The organism is Pedobacter borealis DSM 19626 (assembly GCF_000708285.2).
In the GTDB taxonomy this organism is placed as follows: domain Bacteria; phylum Bacteroidota; class Bacteroidia; order Sphingobacteriales; family Sphingobacteriaceae; genus Pedobacter; species Pedobacter borealis.
The window spans coordinates 1-18,465 of record NZ_JAUG01000049.1 but is presented as its reverse complement, the minus strand read 5'-3'; the positions used below and the strand labels follow the sequence as shown (position 1 = coordinate 18,465).

Sequence of the window (18,465 nt, the reverse complement as noted above, 5' to 3'; positions counted from 1 at the left end):
CCGACTTAACCCAAAACTGAGTTCGATAATCAAATCAGTATTTAATTATCGAACTCAGATTAAAAGGAAAGTACCCTGGAGTACCTTCCTGGAGAGCGCATATTATTTTCCCTGGTTCAATGCTGTATTAACAGGGAAGTACTTTTATTATATGATCTTTTAAAATTGAGATATTGATTGAGCAACAAAAATCTGATCACCGAAAAGATGATCCGTTTTTAGGGTTATGGGAGTGGAGTAAAGGAATTTGAGCATAAATTTCCAGTTGTTAATTTGAAAACGATTAATTAAAACTAAATTACAGTATTACACCTAATTTTTTAGTTAAATTTTGTTAAATCGTTTCTAACTCAAACCTGGATTGTTTTTTGCCTTATTTAACCAGATTTTCCTGTAATTTTTTCTCAATGTCTTTTGCGTTTAATATCAGCGCAGAGAATTGAGGATCTGATTTTACCAGTAAAAATTTCCCGTTTGGAAGGATAATTGCTGAGGTTCCGCAGGAAGTAGCTTCTTTAAATAATAATTTTCTAAGAAAACCCGAATCGGTTTCTATTTCTAAGCCTTTCGATTTGACCTGACTGAAACTTTTTCCATCCTCACGATATTGGTAAATGGCAACTTTCGGCCTGGCCTCGGCTTTTTCGAGAATGTTTTTTTGAAAGGTCCATCTTACGTTGTTCAGGAATTCTGCATTCTGATAGCTAAGGTCTTTCCAGCAGGCGTCTTTATTGAAATCATATTTGATGATAATGGTGTCTTTTAAGGCAAGCCTCTGGTTTTCTTTTAAAAAAAGATGCAGCGAATCCACCTGCGCATCGGTCAGTGTTCCGGCCTGATAACGTTTATTTTCATCCACATATAATTTGGGAGAACAGGCATGTAGAAAAATGGAAAGAAAGAGAAAGATAAATAATTGAAGTTTAATTTTAGGGTTACTTTTCATTTGTGTGAGCGTTAATGTCGAATATTTCGATCAAATTTAGATTTTCTGACCAGGAAATTTCTTAAAAATAAATTTATAACTAAAATTTTATTAGACAATATTTTTGAATAGAAAAGTTCGTCATCCGATTCAATAAAAATATCTGTAATGCCGCAATAAACCTGAATATAAAACAATGTGTGTTATAGTCGTTTATTTTTTTTGAAAAGCAATTGCAGTATTCCATCTGTTAATTTCTTCCTGCTCTACCTTCCCGATGAAAAATCGGGACCGTTCGATCAGGTTTAGTTTGGTCATTTTTCTGCAACTATGTCATTTTTCTGTGCTACAGGCCTAAGTTTCTAGCCCTGATCGGAGCGGACATCCCGATTTTTTCTTCGGGATAAAGCGGAGAGCAGGGATGACTTTAATAATTGCAAATGACCTTGCGCTCCCAAACAAATTCCGTCATTAATATTTTACTTTTTATCTGTAAAATAACTGCATATTCAAACTTTAAATAACACTGCGATGTTCCTTAATTCATTCGATTATTTTATCTTTAGGCGATTTTAAAAAGATCGGTTTACAAACCTGAAAACCGGTTGAATAATTAACCTTAATAAGCAAAATCAATATAAACATGTCAAATACATCAAAAATTATCTACACCAAAACCGATGAGGCGCCTATGTTGGCAACCTACTCACTTTTACCTATCGTACAAGCTTTTACCGCATCAGCAGGTATTGATGTAGAAACCAGAGATATTTCTTTAGCAGGAAGAATTTTGGCAAACTTTCCTGAGTATTTAAAAGACGATCAAAAAATTGGTGATGCTTTAGCGGAACTTGGTGCTTTGGCTACCACACCAGAAGCTAACATTATCAAATTACCAAATATTTCTGCTTCTATCCCGCAATTGGTAGGTGCAATTACAGAGCTGCAGGCGCAGGGTTTTGCCATTCCAAATTATCCTGATAATGCACAGAGCGATGAAGAAAAAGCAATTAAAGCTAAATATGCAAAAGTTTTAGGCTCGGCTGTAAATCCGGTTTTGCGTGAGGGTAACTCCGATCGTAGAGCGCCTAAAGCAGTTAAGAACTACGCTAAACAAAACCCACACTCGATGGGTAAATGGTCGGCAGATTCGAAAACCAAAGTGGTGAGCATGACTGAAGGCGATTTTTACGGTTCGGAAAAATCTACAACTGTTGCTGAAGCAGGCCAGTTTAAAATAGAATTTGTTGCTACTGATGGGGCAATAACCGAATTAAAAGCTTTATCGCCATTAAAAGCAGGAGAGGTGATTGATAGTTCTGCATTGAGCTTATCGGCATTGAAAACTTTTGTGGCTAAAGAAATTGCTGAAGCTAAGGCAGCGGGCGTATTGTTATCTGCGCACTTAAAAGCAACGATGATGAAAGTTTCTGATCCGATTATTTTCGGTGCCATTGTTGAAGTTTACTTTGCAGATGTGTTTACTAAATATGCAGATCTTTTCAAAGAACTGAACATTGATACCAGAAATGGTTTAGGCGATGTTTACGCTAAAATTGCAGGCAACGCAAAACAAGCTGAAGTTGAAGCTGCTTTGGCACAGGCCATAGAAAACGGTCCGGCCCTGGCCATGGTAAATTCTGATAAAGGAATTACCAACCTACATGTGCCATCTGATGTGATTGTTGATGCTTCAATGCCGGCCATGATCCGTACCTCAGGCCAGATGTGGAACAAAGAAGGTAAAGCACAAGATACCATCGCTTTAATTCCAGACCGTTGTTATGCCGGTGTTTACACCGCAACCATTGATGACTGTAAAGCAAACGGTGCTTTTGATGTGACTACCATCGGTTCGGTACCAAATGTAGGTTTAATGGCTCAAAAAGCTGAAGAATATGGTTCGCATGATAAAACTTTCCAAGCTACTGCTGGCGGAACAATCCGCGTAACTGATGCTGATGGTAAAGTGTTTTTCGATCAGAAAGTAGAAAAAGGCGATATCTTCCGCATGTGCCAAACCAAAGATGCCCCAATTCAGGATTGGGTAAAATTAGCGGTTAACAGAGCGCGTTTATCAGAAACTCCTGCCGTTTTCTGGTTAGACGAAAATAGAGCGCACGATAGAGAAATCATCGCTAAAGTAAATACCTATTTAAAAGACCACGACACTACAGGTTTGGATATCCGCATTTTGGCTCCAATCGAGGCCACTAAATTTACCTTGGAGCGTATCCGTAAAGGTTTAGATACCATTTCGGTTACCGGTAACGTATTGCGTGATTATTTGACAGATTTATTCCCAATTTTAGAATTAGGAACCTCTGCTAAAATGTTATCGATCGTGCCTTTAATGAACGGTGGTGGTTTGTTCGAAACTGGTGCTGGTGGTTCTGCCCCAAAACATATTGAGCAATTTATTGAAGAAGGTTATTTACGTTGGGATTCGCTTGGTGAGTTCCTGGCACTTCAGGCCTCGTTAGAGCATTTATCTCAAACGCAAAATAATGCAAAAGCGCAGGTATTAGCTGATGCTTTGGATGAGGCAAATGCGAAATTTTTGGCAACGGATAAATCGCCAGGCAGAAAATTGGGTACTATCGATAACCGTGGTTCTCACTTCTATTTGGCTTTATATTGGGCTGAAGCTTTAGCTGGACAAACTAAGGATGCTGATTTGCAGGCCAGATTTGCGCCATTGGCTAAAACCTTGTTAGCAAACGAAGCGAAAATTAACGAAGAGTTAATCGGTTCGCAAGGTAAGCCTCAAAACATTGGCGGTTACTATAACCCTAATGATGAGTTGGCAAGTAAAGCTATGCGCCCGAGCGAAACATTAAATACTTCTTTGGCTAGTTTGTAAGCTAAATTTGAGTTGTCAACTTTAATGTTCTTCTAGAGTGGAAGTTGACAACTCTTAAAATATTTTGGCGTCCCGATATAAAAATCAGGGCGCTTTTTTTATGAGTTGTCAACTTTAATATGCTTCTGGTACGGAAGTTGACAACTCTTAAAATATTCTGGCGTCCCGGTATAAAAATTGGGACGCTTTTTTATGGTTTAACGTTGTCAGATTTATAGTCATTTTGCCAGGAGGTTGATGAGTCTTTTATTTGGAAAGCAGATGCATTCGCTTTTGGGTTATGGCAGTCGCGCTACTTCTACGCTGAAAGGCTTTGAATTTATAACCCACCGAATCACTAACCTTTTACATGTACTATAATGATTTATCAATAACGGCAATTAATCCTAAGGAGTCTTCTGTAGTTACTTTTTCTGCCTAATATCCGGTAGATCTAATCCTTCTTTTGCCTCTGTTCTAAGTTTTGCCTGGTCTTCATACCATTTTTCCAAATCTTTACGTCTATTGAAAAACAAACAATTTTTGGGAAAGGAGAATGAAGAAAGCGGCACGACATCCTTTTTTAGGGAAACAACCGTAAAAGCCTGGACTTTTTCGCCGTACCGATAAAAAAACTGCATAATAAAATCTGCCTTTCTAAATTTAGAATTGGCCCTAAACTTAAAACTATTAAGTGCTTTGCAGACGTACATAGAATCCTGGCGATTGGTTAGCTTATTTGTAGCAACTACTTTCTGGCACTTGTAGCCAGATATATCCTTAAATTTATCCACATAGGCAAAGCGGTAAAATGCCGAAGAATCGGCAAGTTCAGTAGAATCGCTATGTTTGGTGGCAATTGAATAACTCTCCTGGGGACTTACGCTCCAATGGGTTGAATGTTCCAGATTAATCAATTCGTAGTTAGGATAGGATGTTACCGAACTTCCTCCCTGAGATCCATTATGGGTAACTGTTTTAATTTCGTTTTGTGGAATAAAAGTTGAATCGGTAATAACTCCTTTTATCCAATTACCCAAGGAAGTATGGTGAAAATAAAAAGGTGATTTTTCATACTCGTAGGCGGGCTTAACCACAATTATTTCTGCCTCTACTGATTGTTGTGCAGTGACAGCGAAATTTAAGGCGACTAAAAAAACACAAATTAATACAAGGAATTTCTTCATGTTATTCTACAGTTACAGTCAAGGTATTGTTTGCACTGGTTCCATGTGCGCCTACCGTTCTTTCACCCTCCCATGAGAAACCTCCGTAACTGTAATACAATGTAATTTTTCCACTAAAATTTACTGAACCATCGACATAGCTGGCAACCGGGTCACTAACCCCACTATATGTCAATGTACCAGCATCGTATTTTGTTGCAGTCACAACGGTTGAGTTTGTGGTGTAGATAAAGGTTCCTTGAGATTTTATCTTATTAAATGTTAAATTAACACCAATTGTTACATTGACAAAAAAATAGATCTGTTTAGACCCTAAAAAACTGACTGTACCCCATGGCACATCAGCTCCACCATCATCGTCCATGATTGTATTATTGAGCTTAGCTTTCGCAATGGGTAAAGTAGCAAGAATGGGTCTACTTTTGCTGAATATAGATATATTATCGTTTTTAGGCACCAAACCATTAATAATACTATCAACTTGTGCATCGGAAAGTTCTATTGGTTTAATCCCTATCGGGATATCTTTATTAGCAATAGGTTTTAATCCAGCCCGCAACATTGCTTTTTCTAACTTTTGTTGTTTAGTTTCATAAGTAGCATCCTTAGCAATGTCCTTCTTGCATGCACCAAGCAAGATTGTCGAAATTAAAATTAAACCACTCCAATTTTTAAATGGTTTTTGAATTGTTTTCATACTTTTTGTTTTTAGTTATCTGTTTTTTTAATTTATTAAAATCAATTCAAAAACAATTACACAACAAAAAGATAGCGTTAATTTAGTTGGTTTACTTAGCAGCCTATTGCTAAATAGAATTTGTTCAAGAAATTTTGGGATGATAAATAAGACATACTTGTGAGACTAAGTACACATCCTTTATTATCTTCAAATATAGAAATGTCATTAGATTAATTTACTTTTTTTTACACCAACCCCACGCTATTTTACACCAAATCAAAAAAAAGCTCAATAATTAACAAACGTATAGAATAAAATAGCTAGTGTCTTTTATACATAGCTATGCTTCTTGATAAAACACAACCTTCCGGTTTTTTACATAAACACAAATTAATTAAAAGATGGTTTTTAAATTTTTGTCATCTAACTTTGATTAGATTTAGCTGGCCTAAATAGTATTGCTATTCTGAGTAAAATAAACGCGACCGGCAGCGTTATCCCGATTTAAGCACTACACTTTTGTTTTTTATTGCGTGCTTGCTTGTTTCACAGGTTTCATCGGATTAAGCAAAGGGCGGGACTATCGGAACCGAAGCAGCAGAGTCATTGCCTTTCAAAAATGAAAAATATGCTAATTTTTATCAAAACTTTTTTCTCCAACCAAGTGAATTAATTCGTTTCGGTATCAACAGTTACGGTACCGCCTAAACCTGCCTGGGTATTGTTTGCTGCCTCTATAACGATAACCAGTTTGTTTTTAGCTGCCTTTGCTTCAAATTTGATGTTTACGTTTTCTTGTTTTGGATCGGCTTTAGTGTAAACCAATTGGTCGTTTATCCATACCTCGGCTTTGCCTACCAATTTATTTAATTTGAGTACAGCCTTAGCATTGGCTTTCTCCATCATAAAATTAGTGTTAAACAGCACAAAAGTGCCATTTGCAAATTTAATCAGCTCGCCTGCTTTAACAGGTTGCCAGGAGTTCATATCGTTATCTGATAAGGTTTGTTTGGCATTTGGTTTTTTAGAAACGAAAGGCGACATGGTAAAATCATTAACCATTAACGGACCTTTTACGGCATCTATTTGTGGTAATACGGCCGTTCGGTTTAAAGGCAAAATAATTTTTGCAGGCTTAAGTCCATCGGCAGTAGCCGTTAATTCGATAACGCCTTCTTCACCTTCAACAGCTTGTAAAATAACTTGTGCCAAACCATTGAATAAACTGCGTTTATTCCCTTTTTCAAGTTCGTGACTGTTGGGATTTCCATTGCCCAAGCCAATGATTTTGCCTTTATTGCTGATGTTAAAAGTAACCATAAGGTTGGCCGTTGGTACTGCCCGGCCTTTGCTGTCAACAGCTTGTACGGTAACAGGTATGGCATCAAGACCATCATTTGCCAATGTTTTTAAATAAGGTTCTAATTTTAGCGCTACGGCCTTACCAGTTGTTTCTGTTTTGAATTTCGAAACCAGTTTGCCTTTTTTATAACCAAATGCTTCTAAGGTGCCCGGTTTATAGGCAATATTAAAAGTATTCATTTCGTACTGATCTACCTTTTGGCCACCAATTGTTTTGCCGTTTAATTTAATACTTACACTATCTGCATTGCTCATGGCCATTACTTTTATCGGTTTACCTATACTATCTGCCGGCCAATTCCAGTGCGGCGCCAGTTGAAGTACATCAATATCTTTACGCCATTGTGCTTGCTTTAAATAGAAAGCCATTTTCGGAAAACCACATAAATCCATAATACCAAAGAATGAGCTTGCCGATGGCCAGGCAAAAGGGGTAGGTTCACCACGGTAATCGAAGCCTGTCCAAATAAACTGACCAGCTAACCAGGGCCGTTCTGCTATAGGTTTCCAGCCATTGCGTTGCGTCTCACCCCAAGGTGCCGCTTCGCTATCGTATTCATCTATAATATGATTTGCTTTGTCGGTTTTATACTCACCCCTGATCTGGAAAGATGAAATATCTTCCGAACTCGTTAGTTTCTTATCGGGATTTTCTTTTCTAAAACGATCGTATAAACCCGTTTGGTAGTTAAAGCCTACCACATCAACAGCATGCGATACATTTAATTTGCTAAATAAGCCGCCATTCATGGCTGCGGTAATCACTCTGGTGGTGTCTAACGATTTTACCAGGGCGCTCATGCGGCGTACCATTTCATAACCCTGCTCGGTGCCCTGCATGGGTTCTTCGTTAAACACCGACCACATAATGATGCTTGGGTGGTTGCGGTCTCTTCGTACCAGCCATTCCATTTGGCGCATATATTCGGGCGAAACATTAAAGTTTCTGTTTTCGTCCATGACCATTATGCCCAGGCTGTCGCATAGTTCGAGCATTTTTATCGGTGGCGGGTTATGAGAACAGCGGTAAGCATTTACGCCCATTTCTTTTAATTTTTTGAGCCTGAATTCCCAAATGGCATCTGGTAAGGCAACGCCCACACCTGCATGATCCTGGTGGTTGCATACGCCATGTAGCTTTATATTTTTTCCGTTCAGGTAAAAACCGGTGTTCACATCAAAATGTGCGGTGCGGAAGCCACATTTGGTAACCAGTTTATCAACTGTTTTTCCATCCTGTTCTACCACAGTTTCTATTTTGTATAGTTCTGGATTTTCTATACTCCATAATTTAGGGTTAGCTACCTGAAGATCAAATTTTGTAATTCCCGTTTGTAGTTCTGACAGGGAAAGGTTGTTGGTTCCACTCACTATTTTATTACCTGCTTTATCAAACAATGTTGATTTTACCACTACTTTCTGCGTGTTTTTATCAATATTATTCAGATTAACCTCCACAGGGATGGTCCAGTTATTTCCTTCTTTTTTAACCGGATTGGCAAATACCCCATCGGTAACAATGTGTACAGGGCTTCGTTTTACCAACCAGGTATGGCGGTAAATGCCAGCACCTTCGTACCACCAGCCTTCCATGGCATTGGCATCAACACGTATGGCAACGTTGTTTACCTGATCGCCATATTTGGCCATTGAGGTAATATCTACATAAAAGGAAGTATAGCCGCACCAGTTGCGATGTACGAGGTTCCCGTTAAACCAGATGGTGGCATAGGTAGCAATTCCTTCAAATTGCAGCTCTAAATGTTTGCCTCTGTCTGCATCATTTAGTTTAAAGCTTTTACGGTACCATCCAATGCCGCGCTGGCGGTATCCCTGCGAAACATTTGCACTAGAATCGAATGGGTTTTCTACCGCCCAATCGTGTGGTAAATTGAGTATTGTCCATTTACTGTCGTTATACTCTGGTGCTGCCGCTCCCCAGGCTTTTCCGGCTTTTGCATTGGCATAACTTGCTCCATGGCCTTTTATTACTGGGAAGGCTACGTCTGCCTGGTAAAACTTCCAGTTCTTGTCGAAAGAGAATACCTCTCTTTTTTGTGCCATACTGTTGAACAGGCAAAAGATTGATAATAATAGTGCAAGGATGAATTTAGTATTTTGTTGAGGTCTCATTTGGTTATTATTGGCTAGCTATTTTGGTTTGATTTTTTTAAGGTATTACCTTTAATTGCACCGCAACTTTAAAAAAACTAAAATAGATGTTTAATAAACAAATTTATATGAATTAATTGCTCTTTTAATATGTCGAATTACCTTTTTTATAAGTGAAATTATCATTTGTAGAGATTTGTGCTCCGTAAAAAAAATGGAAATTAGAATCTGTTGTTTCTGCGTGAGGGATAGCAACGGAAAGCCCACAGCCCGGTTCTTCATCGAGCGAGGACTTGAAGTGTATAGCCCGACCCTTGCGCAGCTTGGGGCACGCCCAATAATTGAAAGATTCTCTTGTTAGAAACAAACCTTATCGGGATCATTTTGTTATATTCATATAAATTAGAACATCCATATCATGGCAAATAACGAGAATAAAGGATCGCAGGATAAAATACACAGTAGCACAGAAAATAGCGAAATCAATAAAGAGAATCTCGCTTATGATGAAAATAAGCAGAGTTACGAGCTCGATGTAAGAGGTACAGATAAAGATTACGACCACCCGATGGGATACGAAACGGTTGCTGCTGGTGCCAAAGATGATGATTCGACCTATGATGAAGCTAACCCTTATATTGGTGATGAATATGCCCGCAATGAAGAAATTGCGGAGGATAACCTGGAAGAATTAGGCATGCACGTAGATAACGGGGAGAGTGTAAAGCTGAACCCTGAAGATGAAATACTTGCCCGAACACCCGAAGATAACCGTGATGATTTAGATGAAGAAGGTTATCCGATTAACGATACGCCCCAAAAATAGTCAATAGATCACTGTCGTGAGGATAGTTATTTGACGAAACAATCATAATTGGAAAAGCAGGGTTAAACATTTGCGATGATGTGTAATCCTGCTTTTTGTTTTAGTATTAAATCTAAAATTTATTAATCAATTGCTCGATATGTTGCCGCCAGATATTTCTATTATTAACTACGAATTTTTCCACCGCGTTGTCTTTTAAGGTGATTTGTAGTCCGGTTTTAGCTAATCCTAGCGGGCTAAAAAATGTAACTTCATTTATATTGTTAATTTCAATAGAAAGAGTATGGTTTTGAATATTTAAGTTGTGAGATTTAAATATTAAATGATCATTTGACAGGTATAATTTTCCACCTACAGCCTCTTTTTTTTTGAAATGATTTGCAGCTCCGGCATAAACTATTTCCGATTCATCTACACCCTCTAGTTTTGACTGGTTATTTACGCTTCTAGATTTCGAAAAGAAATATAACATAAGTCCCATAATCAGGCCAAAAAGCATTCCAGCAATTGGCCCCATAACCAATGCAGCATGTAAATCATAAAGAAAGATTAGTGCAGTACCGAAAAAGAGACAAAAGAATAAGCCAGAAATTAAGCCCACTTTTAAAAAAGCTTTGGCATCAGGTTTTTTTTCGTAGTTCATTTAAGGATTAACATCTAAATTAAATCTTCTGCGCAATTCGTCCAGCTTTGGATTTTTGTTTACCAGGTAATCATACTTTTCGCGGTTGCCATAAAGCCTGTTTTCTATTTTACGTTCAACAAGTTTATAGGTAACCTCTACACCAAAATTGCTAAGTTCGTTTCTCAAAAAGTTCAGCAGTTCAACAGATTCCTGTTGCACCAGGTGTTCCTGCGTTTTACTTTCTACCGAAATTTCGATCAGCTCGGGATTTAAAAGCGTAGGCGCGAAATTATTTAAGATGGTAAAAAGATTGATTTTATCGGTCGCCTTCATTTTTTGAGTAAAGGCATTCCACACTTCCAATAAGCGGTCGTAACTAAAAGGTTCTCTGGCTTCGCCTGTAACTTTCTTTGGCCCGTCATCATCCTCCTCCTGTGCAACCCGGTTCAGGTCATTTAAAGATGGAATGAGTGTGCTTATTGAATTGGGCTTTGGAATATTGATACTGATGGAAGTTGCAGATGGTGGCGGACCAACCCTGGGTGTTTCCTTAGGTTTTTCTTCTTCAGGAATGTTCGGTAAAACAGCTGTTTTAACAATAGGCGCTACAGCTTGATCCGTATTTTCGCTTTCTGTTTTTGGCTTTGGTGTTTCTGCCTGTCCAGCTACGACATTAGTTTTTTTTTTATCCTGATCTACGTCAGTTGCTGTGTTATTAGGGCTTAAAGGCTGTTGTGCTAAATTGACGACCGACCGGATATGGCACATTTTAATCAGTGCCAGCTCTACCTGTAAACGCTGGTTTTTAGAATTCTTGTAATTTAGATCGCAGGTATTGGCCAGATTTAATGCAGTTAACAAAAACGATAATTCTGTTTGCCTGCACTGATCGAGATATTTTTGTTTGATGTTTTCGCTAACTTCTAAAAGTTTAATGGTCGACGCATCTTTACCCACCAATAAATTACGGAAATGCGAAGCCAGGCCATTTATAAAGTTATTCCCATCGAAACCGTTATTTAAAATTTCGTCGAACAGGAGTAGGGTTTGGCTAACTTCTGCTGCGGTTAAATAAGTGGTAAGTTTGAAAAAATAATCGTAATCTAAAATATTGAGGTTATCGATTACAGCTTTATAAGTAATGTTCTTGTTTGCATAACTTGCAATCTGATCGAACATCGAAAGTGCATCACGCAGTCCACCGTCTGCCTTTTGGGCAATAATATGCAAGCCATCACTTTCAAACGCAATATTTTCGCGTTGGGCAATGGTTGATAGGTGACTGGCAATATCTTCTACCTGGATCCTGTTGAAATCAAAAATCTGGCAACGTGATAAAATAGTCGGCAGGATTTTATGCTTCTCGGTAGTGGCCAGGATAAAAATAGCATAAGAAGGTGGTTCTTCCAATGTTTTCAAAAAGGCATTAAATGCACTCTGCGATAACATATGAACCTCATCAATGATATAGATCTTATATTTTCCTGCTTGTGGTGGTATTCTAACCTGCTCGATTAAGCTACGGATATCGTCAACAGAGTTGTTTGAGGCCGCGTCTAATTCGTGAACATTAAAAGAATGCCCGTTCTGAAAAGAAAGACAATTGTCGCATTGGCCACAGGCTTCCATTTCTGCTGTAGGGTTGGTACAGTTAATGGTTTTTGCAAGGATACGTGCACAGGTTGTTTTACCCACACCACGAGGCCCGCAGAATAAAAATGCCTGGGCAAGTTGATTGTTTTTAATGGCGTTTTTTAACGTACCGGTAATATGCTGCTGGCCAACAACGGTTTCGAAGGTGGCTGGGCGGTATTTACGGGCAGAAACGATAAAATTTTCCATCGGCACGAAAATAGGAATTTTTTATCAGTTGGAATGTGGTAAGATTGGAATGTTGAAAAGTTGTAATATGATCAGGCAGGAGGCTTAAGCTTAAAAGAACAATTTATTTATGATAGTTGTAAAATAGCTTATATTTTTCTTCAAACCGATCAAAACTGCCAAAAGTAAGTTCAATCGCTTTTTCGGTATCGTAACCCTCCGTATTTAGTTTAATTATTTTTTTAAGCAGGTCTGTTCTTTTAGATTTTATAAAAAAGTAGATCGCACTGTAGGCCGTATTGTAATTATCGTCTACATCATGGCCGTAAAATGAACCACTGTATATTTTAAAGAAGTTTTTTAGCCTTTCGCTGTCTTTCGAATCTATTTCTGCTTTTATACGCTTAATTCTACCACTTTGTGGATAGGAGTATAAATTTCCCTCACTGTCAAAATCTAGTGTTTCGAAAAACTCTGCAAGGCCTTCGTTTAACCATTTGGGCGATTTTTTAAAATTAAACTGGAAAATACTATGGCTGGCCTCATGGAGTGCTACCGAAATGAAATCACTGCTCTTATATATAAAGGCCTCGTTAATCGCGGCAATGTAAAATCCGGCACTATTTATTGGTGCACTATATGTTTTTTGCGCTAAGCGATAATCTTTACTTTTTCCATAGAGGTTTATTTTAACAGGTGCAGTAATGTTCTCTCTGGTTTCGAAAATTTCATTGCAGAACATGCGTTCGTAAGCAATCAGTTTTTCTATCTTCTTTTGCTCGGTTTCGCTTATTTTGCAGTTAACTAAATTAATGTCGACGTATTGAGCGTAAAGGGATAAGCTGATTATATTTGCTATTACAAATAGCATAAATTTGTTCGTCATTGATGTAATGTATTTTTATGCGAATGAATGAATTTAGATGCGTGAAAATAAGTGTTTTTTATGGGTTGAAATGTTAAAAATGATTTTATTGATTTATAACTAAAACATATCTTCGTGAAAAATATTTTTATGAAACGTCAAACGCTCCCCCACTGCATATTGTTATGCTTACTTATAATCGTATGCTCCTGTAAAAAAGAACCGATAGAAGATTTTAAAAGTAAAATTATCGGTGACTGGAAATATGAGAAACTGGTTGAAAAGAATTATGACTACACTGGTAAATTGTTGAATGAGGCGGTTTACTTGACTACTAAGGGAGAATATTACCATTTTAAGAAAGATGGAACAGCAATACAGTATTTTGATCAGATTTCAAATAATACTTATAAAATCATTTCAGAAAGCCGATTTGAGCTTAAAACTGGACTTGTAAATCCATGTAGATTGGTGAGTGTTGATAAAAGATCATTTGTTTTCATTGTTGAGGGACCGAAATATGAAAAGACTGATTACAAAGAATACACTCACTATTTAAACAAATAGTCTATTATTTTATAATAGACTTTAGTTCATGTCGGTATTCCGATGCACTTTTGCCGGTAAACTCCTTGAACAGCTTATTAAAATGGCTAAAGTTGTTAAAACCGCTTTCGTAAGAAATATTGGCAATACTGGTGGGTTTTTCGGCCAGAAGTTTTGAAGCATGTACCACCCTGTATTCATTCACAAAATGGGTAAAGGTTTTTTTTGTGATCTTTTTAAAATATCGGCAAAAGGAGGGAACAGTCATGCTCGACATTTCTGCGATGTGCTGCAAACTGATCTGATCCTGAAAATGATCTTTTACATAGTTAAAGATCATATTAATGCGGTCGTTATCCTGCACCTGCATTTCCATAGAAAACCCATCAGCATTTAAAATTTTATAATCTTTGGCATGTTCAAGTTCTTTTAAAACGCTGAGCAGGGTTAAAAGCCTGTCGAAAGGTGGCTGATCGTCCATCATTTCAATGCGGTCGCCTACCATGCTCTTGGTTTCGCTGCCAAATGCAATTCCGGCCTTTGCTTTATCAAAAAGCTCATGGATTCCTTTTATCTCCTGTAGGCCTAAAAAAGTGGCGCCCAAAAAATCGGGCTTCATCTGGATTACTGTTTCGTTTTTATTCCCGGTATTGGTATCGGTAAATCCGCAATGGGGGAGGTTGCTGCCAATCAGGATCAGATCGCCATCGGTATAATAAGAAACGTGGCTGCCGATCTGCCTTTTTCCGGCACCGCCATTTACAAATACCATTTCAACTTCGGGGTGGTAATGCCAGAGGTGCGCCATGTTGTTGGCGTTCTCCACATATTTTGAATAATAGAATGAACTTCCGAAAGAAGGCTCAACAACCTCGAAACTTGGCTTCATTATTTTCTTATTTATTGCACTAAAATACATAAAAAATATGCTTTATTATAACTTACAACAAAATAGCCTTGCAATTGGGGTAATATAGCATAGGTATTGGAAAATATGCAATCGTCTATATCTCAGTTATCTCCATACCTTAGTGGTGTCATATAATTATTAACTCTTTAAAAATATTGATTATGAAAAAGTTCTTAAAAATCGGTTTAATAGCAGCGTTGTTTTTTACTGCTACGGGTGTTCACGCTAACGATGATAATTTTACGCTAAAAGTAAAAGGCGAAAAAGAAAAGTTTATCCGTTTTTCTGTAGATAAGGCAGAAGACGTTAATCTGTCACTGATCGGTGCAGATAAGGAAGTTTTATTTGAAGAAAATATCCATGCTTCAGCTTTATCAAGCAAGGTTTATGATTTAAATGCACTTCCTGACGGAAACTATGTGCTTAAAGTAGAGTCTGAGTTAAAACTGGCTAAATACACAGTAACCATCAAAGATGGTGAGGCATTGGTGTCTGAGCCAAAAGTATCTAACATATTTAAACCGGTTTATACTAAAAAAGATCAGGTAGTTACCCTTGATCTGGATAACCTGGATAAAAATCCGATCGAAGTTAAAGTATACAACGAATACAATGACGAGGTTTACAGCGAAGTATTTAAAGATAAAGTGCAGTTGACAAAAAAATTCAATATCAGCAAAACAGATTCTAAAGAATTAACCTTTGTGGTGACGTATAAAGAAGAGCGTTTTGTTAAAACGATAGAAACTTATTAAACATTACAGCTAATTGATATGGGGAGATTGTCGGATAGATAGTCTCCCTTTTTTGTTTATGAGATTAGATGTGAGATATGCAACAAGAGATTTGAGGCACCAGAATCGTGATGAGGTAATGTGTCGCGGTCATTTTTCTGTGTTTCGTTTTATCATGTAAATTTTCTTTCTTAATTGCTTGCGATTCTTGTTTTTTCTAATTAATCATTTGATTTTAAGAAATATATTGTTACTTTTGCATCCCCGTAATATACCTCGGGGATTAAAAATTAAAAACATAATTTATAACAATGAATCAGTACGAAACTGTTATCGTTCTAACCCCTTTGTTATCAGAAGAAGTTGCTAAAGAGGCATTAGCCAAATATAAAGCAATCCTTGTTGATAACGGAGCCGAAATTGTCCAAGAGGATAATTGGGGTTTGAGAAAATTAGCGTATCCAATTGAGAAAAAATCAAACGGATTCTTCAACTTAACTGAATACAAATCTTCAGGTGATTTGATCGCAAAATTAGAGCTTGAATTAAAACGCGATGAGCGTGTGTTACGTTTCTTAACAATCCGTTTAGACAAACACGCTGTTGCTTACAATGAGAAAAAGCGTAGTGGTGCTTTTAACAAAAAAACTAAGGAGGTTGCAGCGTAATGGCAAGAGAACAAATACAATACGTAACTGCCCCTAAAGTAGAGGATAACCGTAAAAAATATTGCCGTTTCAAGAAAAACGGAATTAAATACATCGATTACAAGGATGCAAATTTCTTGTTGAAATTTATTAACGATCAAGGTAAATTATTACCACGCCGCTTAACTGGTACTTCGTTAAAATTCCAACGTAAAGTGGCTCAGGCAGTTAAACGTGCCCGTCACATCGGTTTGTTACCTTTCGTTGCTGATCAATTAAAATAGGAGGCTAGAGATATGGAAATTATTTTAAAACAAGATATTAAAGGCCTTGGTGAGAAAGATGATGTAGTTACAGTAAAGCCAGGTTATGGCCGTAACTATTTAATCCCTCAAGGATTTGGAGCATTAGCTACTTCTTCTGCTAAAAAAGTTTTAGCTGAAAACTTGAAGCAAGCTGCTTTTAAACAAGATAAAATTAAGAAGGATGCTGAAGGTGTTGCTGAGCGTTTAACTGATGTTAAACTTTCAATCGGTGCTAAAGCAGGCGAAAGCGGAAAAATCTTCGGAGCGGTTAACACCATCCAGATTGCTGAAGCATTAAAAGCACAAGGCTTTGATGTAGACCGTCGTCGTATTACTTTCGAAACTGAACCTAAATTTGTTGGCGAATATGTTGCTAACTTAAACTTACACAAAGAAGTTAAAGTTCAGGTTCCTTTTGAAGTAGTAGCTGAATAAGCATTCTTTAAAGAATCAATAGAAATGGCCTTTCGATGAAAATCGGGAGGCTATTTTTTTGGTATAACAAATAAGGGTGGAAGAAAGAAGATTTCGATAGTATTATAGGTTTTGTTCTGTTAGCCAAGAAGAATATTCTGCTATGCGTGTCCCCAGATAGTATGGAAGGTTTAATAAGAGATATGGCTTGCCTGCTGGAGTAATTGTTTTTTCAAGCTTAAACTCGCCTCCATATACCCTAATGGCAAAAGGATGTTCTGAGGCATCTATGAATTGATGAAGCGATCTTAAGCTTCCCGTACTGCCCGATTTTATTTCAATCGGTATTACAATCTTTTTATAGGCATAAATTAAATCAACTTCTGCATCAGACTGTTTTTTTTCTCTTACCCAAAAATTAGGCTTATGAGAAGATATACGCTCAACTGAAATCAGTTCCTGAGTAAATAAATGTGGAATAACGGCTCCTTTGTAAGCTGAACTTAAATCATCTAAAGCAAGCATTTCTCCTTGGATACCCAATGAGTAGTTGACTAATCCTGTGTCTAAAAATTGTAGTCTTGGTGATTTTTTTAAATCAGGAATAATTGGGACTTCGGTATTGGTAGATGGGTATATTAACCGGATAATTTTTGCATCATCTAATATCCTAAAAGCCTCTCCAACCTCTCTTGATTTATAGTTCGAATTGCCGAAACCTTGAAAAAAAACACGCTTATCGAGAAAAAGATGAGCAGTGCCTATTATATGGTTAATCGTTCTTCTCGCTGTATCATTCTGGGTGTATTTTTCTATGTCATTCTTGTAAGTTGCCCAAATGCTTTCGTAAACAATAGGCAGATCTGAAAGGTTATGTTCTTCTAAATCGGTTTTTATTATTTCTGGCATGCCTCCGATAATGGCATATCTATGAAAGGCTTTTAATAATAATTTATGCGCAACGGCTTTTACAGGGGTTTGAAGCAGATATTTTAATAGATCATCTTTTTGGTTAGCTTGAAGGTATTCTTGAAAATTTAAAGGATATAAGTATAAAAATTCGACTCTGCCAACCGGAAAACTTTTTACTTTTTGTAATACAAACTCCAAAAGAGAGCCTGCACTGATTACATGCAGTTCAGGAATTTCTTCGTAAAAATACCTTAGCATTTGTATAGCTTTCGCACTTTCCTGAATTTCATCAACAAAGAGCAAAGTTTCAGCTATCTTATCCGATTGAATCCCATGTCCCAGCAATAGTGCTTCAACAATACTTTGTACATCTTCAAAATCATCAAAATATTGACGGTGTGCAGGCTTCTCCAGATTAAGAAAAATAGTATTAGGATAGTTTTTTGCAAAGTCCTTGATCAGTGTTGTTTTTCCTACCTGACGTGCCCCTCGAATAATTAGAGGTTTCCTATTTTTGCTGTTTTTCCATTGAGTTAAGTTTTCTTCAATGGATCGTTTAAATGCCATTATTTTCTATTTTGTAACAAAGTCAACCCAAATATAGTGTTTTGTTGTAACAAAGTAAGGGCATATTTTATTGAATTTTGTAATAAAGTCAGGGCATTTGATTGTGTCGGCAGTAAAAATATTATCAAAATGTAATGAACTGGCTGATAAAAAGTTTGATAACCTGAGTTCGATTATTAAATCTCA

General features: G+C 37.2%; 16 protein-coding genes. 7 read left to right on the top strand and 9 right to left on the bottom strand.

Going from position 1 to position 18,465, the window contains the following annotated elements; genetic code table 11:
• Nucleotides 1-373 precede the first annotated feature (373 nt).
• The gene (locus tag AW17_RS14045; protein ID WP_029277431.1) at nucleotides 374-946 is read right to left on the bottom strand and encodes a hypothetical protein; all 573 of its coding nucleotides are present in this window, start codon (nucleotides 944-946) and stop codon (nucleotides 374-376) included.
• Nucleotides 947-1,568: 622 nt separating this feature from the next.
• Between AW17_RS14045 and AW17_RS14040 the strand changes: the two genes are divergently transcribed.
• A complete protein-coding gene (locus AW17_RS14040) occupies nucleotides 1,569-3,788 on the top strand; it encodes an NADP-dependent isocitrate dehydrogenase (RefSeq protein WP_029277429.1) in 2,220 nt (739 codons plus the stop codon).
• Between the two features lie 404 nt (nucleotides 3,789-4,192).
• On the opposite strand, the gene AW17_RS14035 is transcribed toward AW17_RS14040, so the two are convergent.
• The 3 genes from AW17_RS14035 to galA all read right to left on the bottom strand — a co-directional run bounded on the left by AW17_RS14035 (nucleotide 4,193) and on the right by galA (nucleotide 9,128).
• Nucleotides 4,193-4,954 (bottom strand): hypothetical protein, encoded by a 762-nt coding sequence (locus tag AW17_RS14035; RefSeq protein WP_029277427.1) that lies wholly within the window; start codon nucleotides 4,952-4,954, stop codon nucleotides 4,193-4,195.
• Nucleotide 4,955: 1 nt separating this feature from the next.
• On the bottom strand, nucleotides 4,956-5,651 hold the full coding sequence (locus AW17_RS14030) for a hypothetical protein (protein ID WP_029277425.1): 696 nt from the start codon (nucleotides 5,649-5,651) through the stop codon (nucleotides 4,956-4,958).
• 651 nt (nucleotides 5,652-6,302) lie between these two features.
• Entirely contained in the window at nucleotides 6,303-9,128 is a 2,826-nt protein-coding gene (gene galA, locus AW17_RS14025) for a beta-galactosidase GalA (protein WP_029277424.1), read from the bottom strand.
• Nucleotides 9,129-9,525: 397 nt separating this feature from the next.
• On the opposite strand from galA, the gene AW17_RS14020 reads away from it, so the two are divergent.
• Nucleotides 9,526-9,933 (top strand): hypothetical protein, encoded by a 408-nt coding sequence (locus AW17_RS14020; protein WP_029277421.1) that lies wholly within the window; start codon nucleotides 9,526-9,528, stop codon nucleotides 9,931-9,933.
• Nucleotides 9,934-10,045: 112 nt separating this feature from the next.
• Here AW17_RS14020 and AW17_RS14015 read toward each other — a convergent pair whose 3' ends face one another.
• The 3 genes from AW17_RS14015 to AW17_RS14005 form a co-directional block, all read right to left on the bottom strand.
• The gene (locus tag AW17_RS14015) at nucleotides 10,046-10,576 is read right to left on the bottom strand and encodes a GRAM domain-containing protein (RefSeq protein ID WP_029277419.1); all 531 of its coding nucleotides are present in this window, start codon (nucleotides 10,574-10,576) and stop codon (nucleotides 10,046-10,048) included.
• Nucleotides 10,577-12,400, bottom strand: coding sequence for a DNA polymerase III subunit gamma/tau (locus AW17_RS14010; RefSeq protein ID WP_029277418.1), 1,824 nt, complete (start codon nucleotides 12,398-12,400; stop codon nucleotides 10,577-10,579).
• A 103-nt stretch (nucleotides 12,401-12,503) separates the two neighbouring features.
• A complete protein-coding gene (locus AW17_RS14005) occupies nucleotides 12,504-13,265 on the bottom strand; it encodes a DUF1570 domain-containing protein (protein ID WP_029277416.1) in 762 nt (253 codons plus the stop codon).
• 114 nt (nucleotides 13,266-13,379) lie between these two features.
• Here AW17_RS14005 and AW17_RS14000 point away from each other — a divergent pair, with 114 nt between their 5' ends.
• Nucleotides 13,380-13,811 (top strand): hypothetical protein, encoded by a 432-nt coding sequence (locus AW17_RS14000; protein ID WP_157280308.1) that lies wholly within the window; start codon nucleotides 13,380-13,382, stop codon nucleotides 13,809-13,811.
• A gap of 4 nt (nucleotides 13,812-13,815) precedes the next feature.
• Here AW17_RS14000 and AW17_RS13995 read toward each other — a convergent pair whose 3' ends face one another.
• Nucleotides 13,816-14,679 carry an AraC family transcriptional regulator gene (locus AW17_RS13995; RefSeq protein WP_209444255.1) on the bottom strand — a complete coding sequence of 288 codons (864 nt, stop codon included), beginning with the start codon at nucleotides 14,677-14,679 and terminating at the stop codon, nucleotides 13,816-13,818.
• 182 nt (nucleotides 14,680-14,861) lie between these two features.
• Between AW17_RS13995 and AW17_RS13990 the strand changes: the two genes are divergently transcribed.
• The 4 genes from AW17_RS13990 (at nucleotide 14,862) to rplI (ending at nucleotide 16,821) form a co-directional block, all read left to right on the top strand.
• The gene (locus AW17_RS13990) at nucleotides 14,862-15,455 is read left to right on the top strand and encodes a hypothetical protein (RefSeq protein WP_029277410.1); all 594 of its coding nucleotides are present in this window, start codon (nucleotides 14,862-14,864) and stop codon (nucleotides 15,453-15,455) included.
• Nucleotides 15,456-15,745: 290 nt separating this feature from the next.
• Nucleotides 15,746-16,102, top strand: a complete 357-nt coding sequence (gene rpsF, locus AW17_RS13985) for a 30S ribosomal protein S6 (RefSeq protein WP_029277408.1) — start codon at nucleotides 15,746-15,748, stop codon at nucleotides 16,100-16,102.
• A complete protein-coding gene (gene rpsR, locus AW17_RS13980) occupies nucleotides 16,102-16,365 on the top strand; it encodes a 30S ribosomal protein S18 (protein WP_010599582.1) in 264 nt (87 codons plus the stop codon). Before rpsF ends, rpsR begins: the two co-directional genes overlap by 1 nt.
• Nucleotides 16,366-16,377: 12 nt before the next feature.
• On the top strand, nucleotides 16,378-16,821 hold the full coding sequence (gene rplI / locus AW17_RS13975) for a 50S ribosomal protein L9 (protein ID WP_029277406.1): 444 nt from the start codon (nucleotides 16,378-16,380) through the stop codon (nucleotides 16,819-16,821).
• Between the two features lie 102 nt (nucleotides 16,822-16,923).
• Here the strand turns inward: rplI and AW17_RS13970 are convergent, their stop codons facing one another.
• Entirely contained in the window at nucleotides 16,924-18,279 is a 1,356-nt protein-coding gene (locus AW17_RS13970; protein WP_029277405.1) for an ATP-binding protein, read from the bottom strand.
• Between the last annotated feature and the right edge of the window lie 186 nt (nucleotides 18,280-18,465).

Bases quoted from the DNA above. Each gene is read 5' to 3' on its own strand.
- AW17_RS14045 (WP_029277431.1), bottom strand. From the start codon at position 946: ATGAAAAGTAACCCTAAAATTAAACTTCAATTATTTATCTTTCTCTTT.
- AW17_RS14040 (WP_029277429.1), top strand. From the start codon at position 1,569: ATGTCAAATACATCAAAAATTATCTACACCAAAACCGATGAGGCGCCT.
- AW17_RS14035 (WP_029277427.1), bottom strand. From the start codon at position 4,954: ATGAAGAAATTCCTTGTATTAATTTGTGTTTTTTTAGTCGCCTTAAAT.
- AW17_RS14030 (WP_029277425.1), bottom strand. From the start codon at position 5,651: ATGAAAACAATTCAAAAACCATTTAAAAATTGGAGTGGTTTAATTTTA.
- galA (WP_029277424.1), bottom strand. From the start codon at position 9,128: ATGAGACCTCAACAAAATACTAAATTCATCCTTGCACTATTATTATCA.
- AW17_RS14020 (WP_029277421.1), top strand. From the start codon at position 9,526: ATGGCAAATAACGAGAATAAAGGATCGCAGGATAAAATACACAGTAGC.
- AW17_RS14015 (WP_029277419.1), bottom strand. From the start codon at position 10,576: ATGAACTACGAAAAAAAACCTGATGCCAAAGCTTTTTTAAAAGTGGGC.
- AW17_RS14010 (WP_029277418.1), bottom strand. From the start codon at position 12,400: ATGGAAAATTTTATCGTTTCTGCCCGTAAATACCGCCCAGCCACCTTC.
- AW17_RS14005 (WP_029277416.1), bottom strand. From the start codon at position 13,265: ATGACGAACAAATTTATGCTATTTGTAATAGCAAATATAATCAGCTTA.
- AW17_RS13995 (WP_209444255.1), bottom strand. From the start codon at position 14,679: ATGAAGCCAAGTTTCGAGGTTGTTGAGCCTTCTTTCGGAAGTTCATTC.
- AW17_RS13990 (WP_029277410.1), top strand. From the start codon at position 14,862: ATGAAAAAGTTCTTAAAAATCGGTTTAATAGCAGCGTTGTTTTTTACT.
- rpsF (WP_029277408.1), top strand. From the start codon at position 15,746: ATGAATCAGTACGAAACTGTTATCGTTCTAACCCCTTTGTTATCAGAA.
- rpsR (WP_010599582.1), top strand. From the start codon at position 16,102: ATGGCAAGAGAACAAATACAATACGTAACTGCCCCTAAAGTAGAGGAT.
- rplI (WP_029277406.1), top strand. From the start codon at position 16,378: ATGGAAATTATTTTAAAACAAGATATTAAAGGCCTTGGTGAGAAAGAT.
- AW17_RS13970 (WP_029277405.1), bottom strand. From the start codon at position 18,279: ATGGCATTTAAACGATCCATTGAAGAAAACTTAACTCAATGGAAAAAC.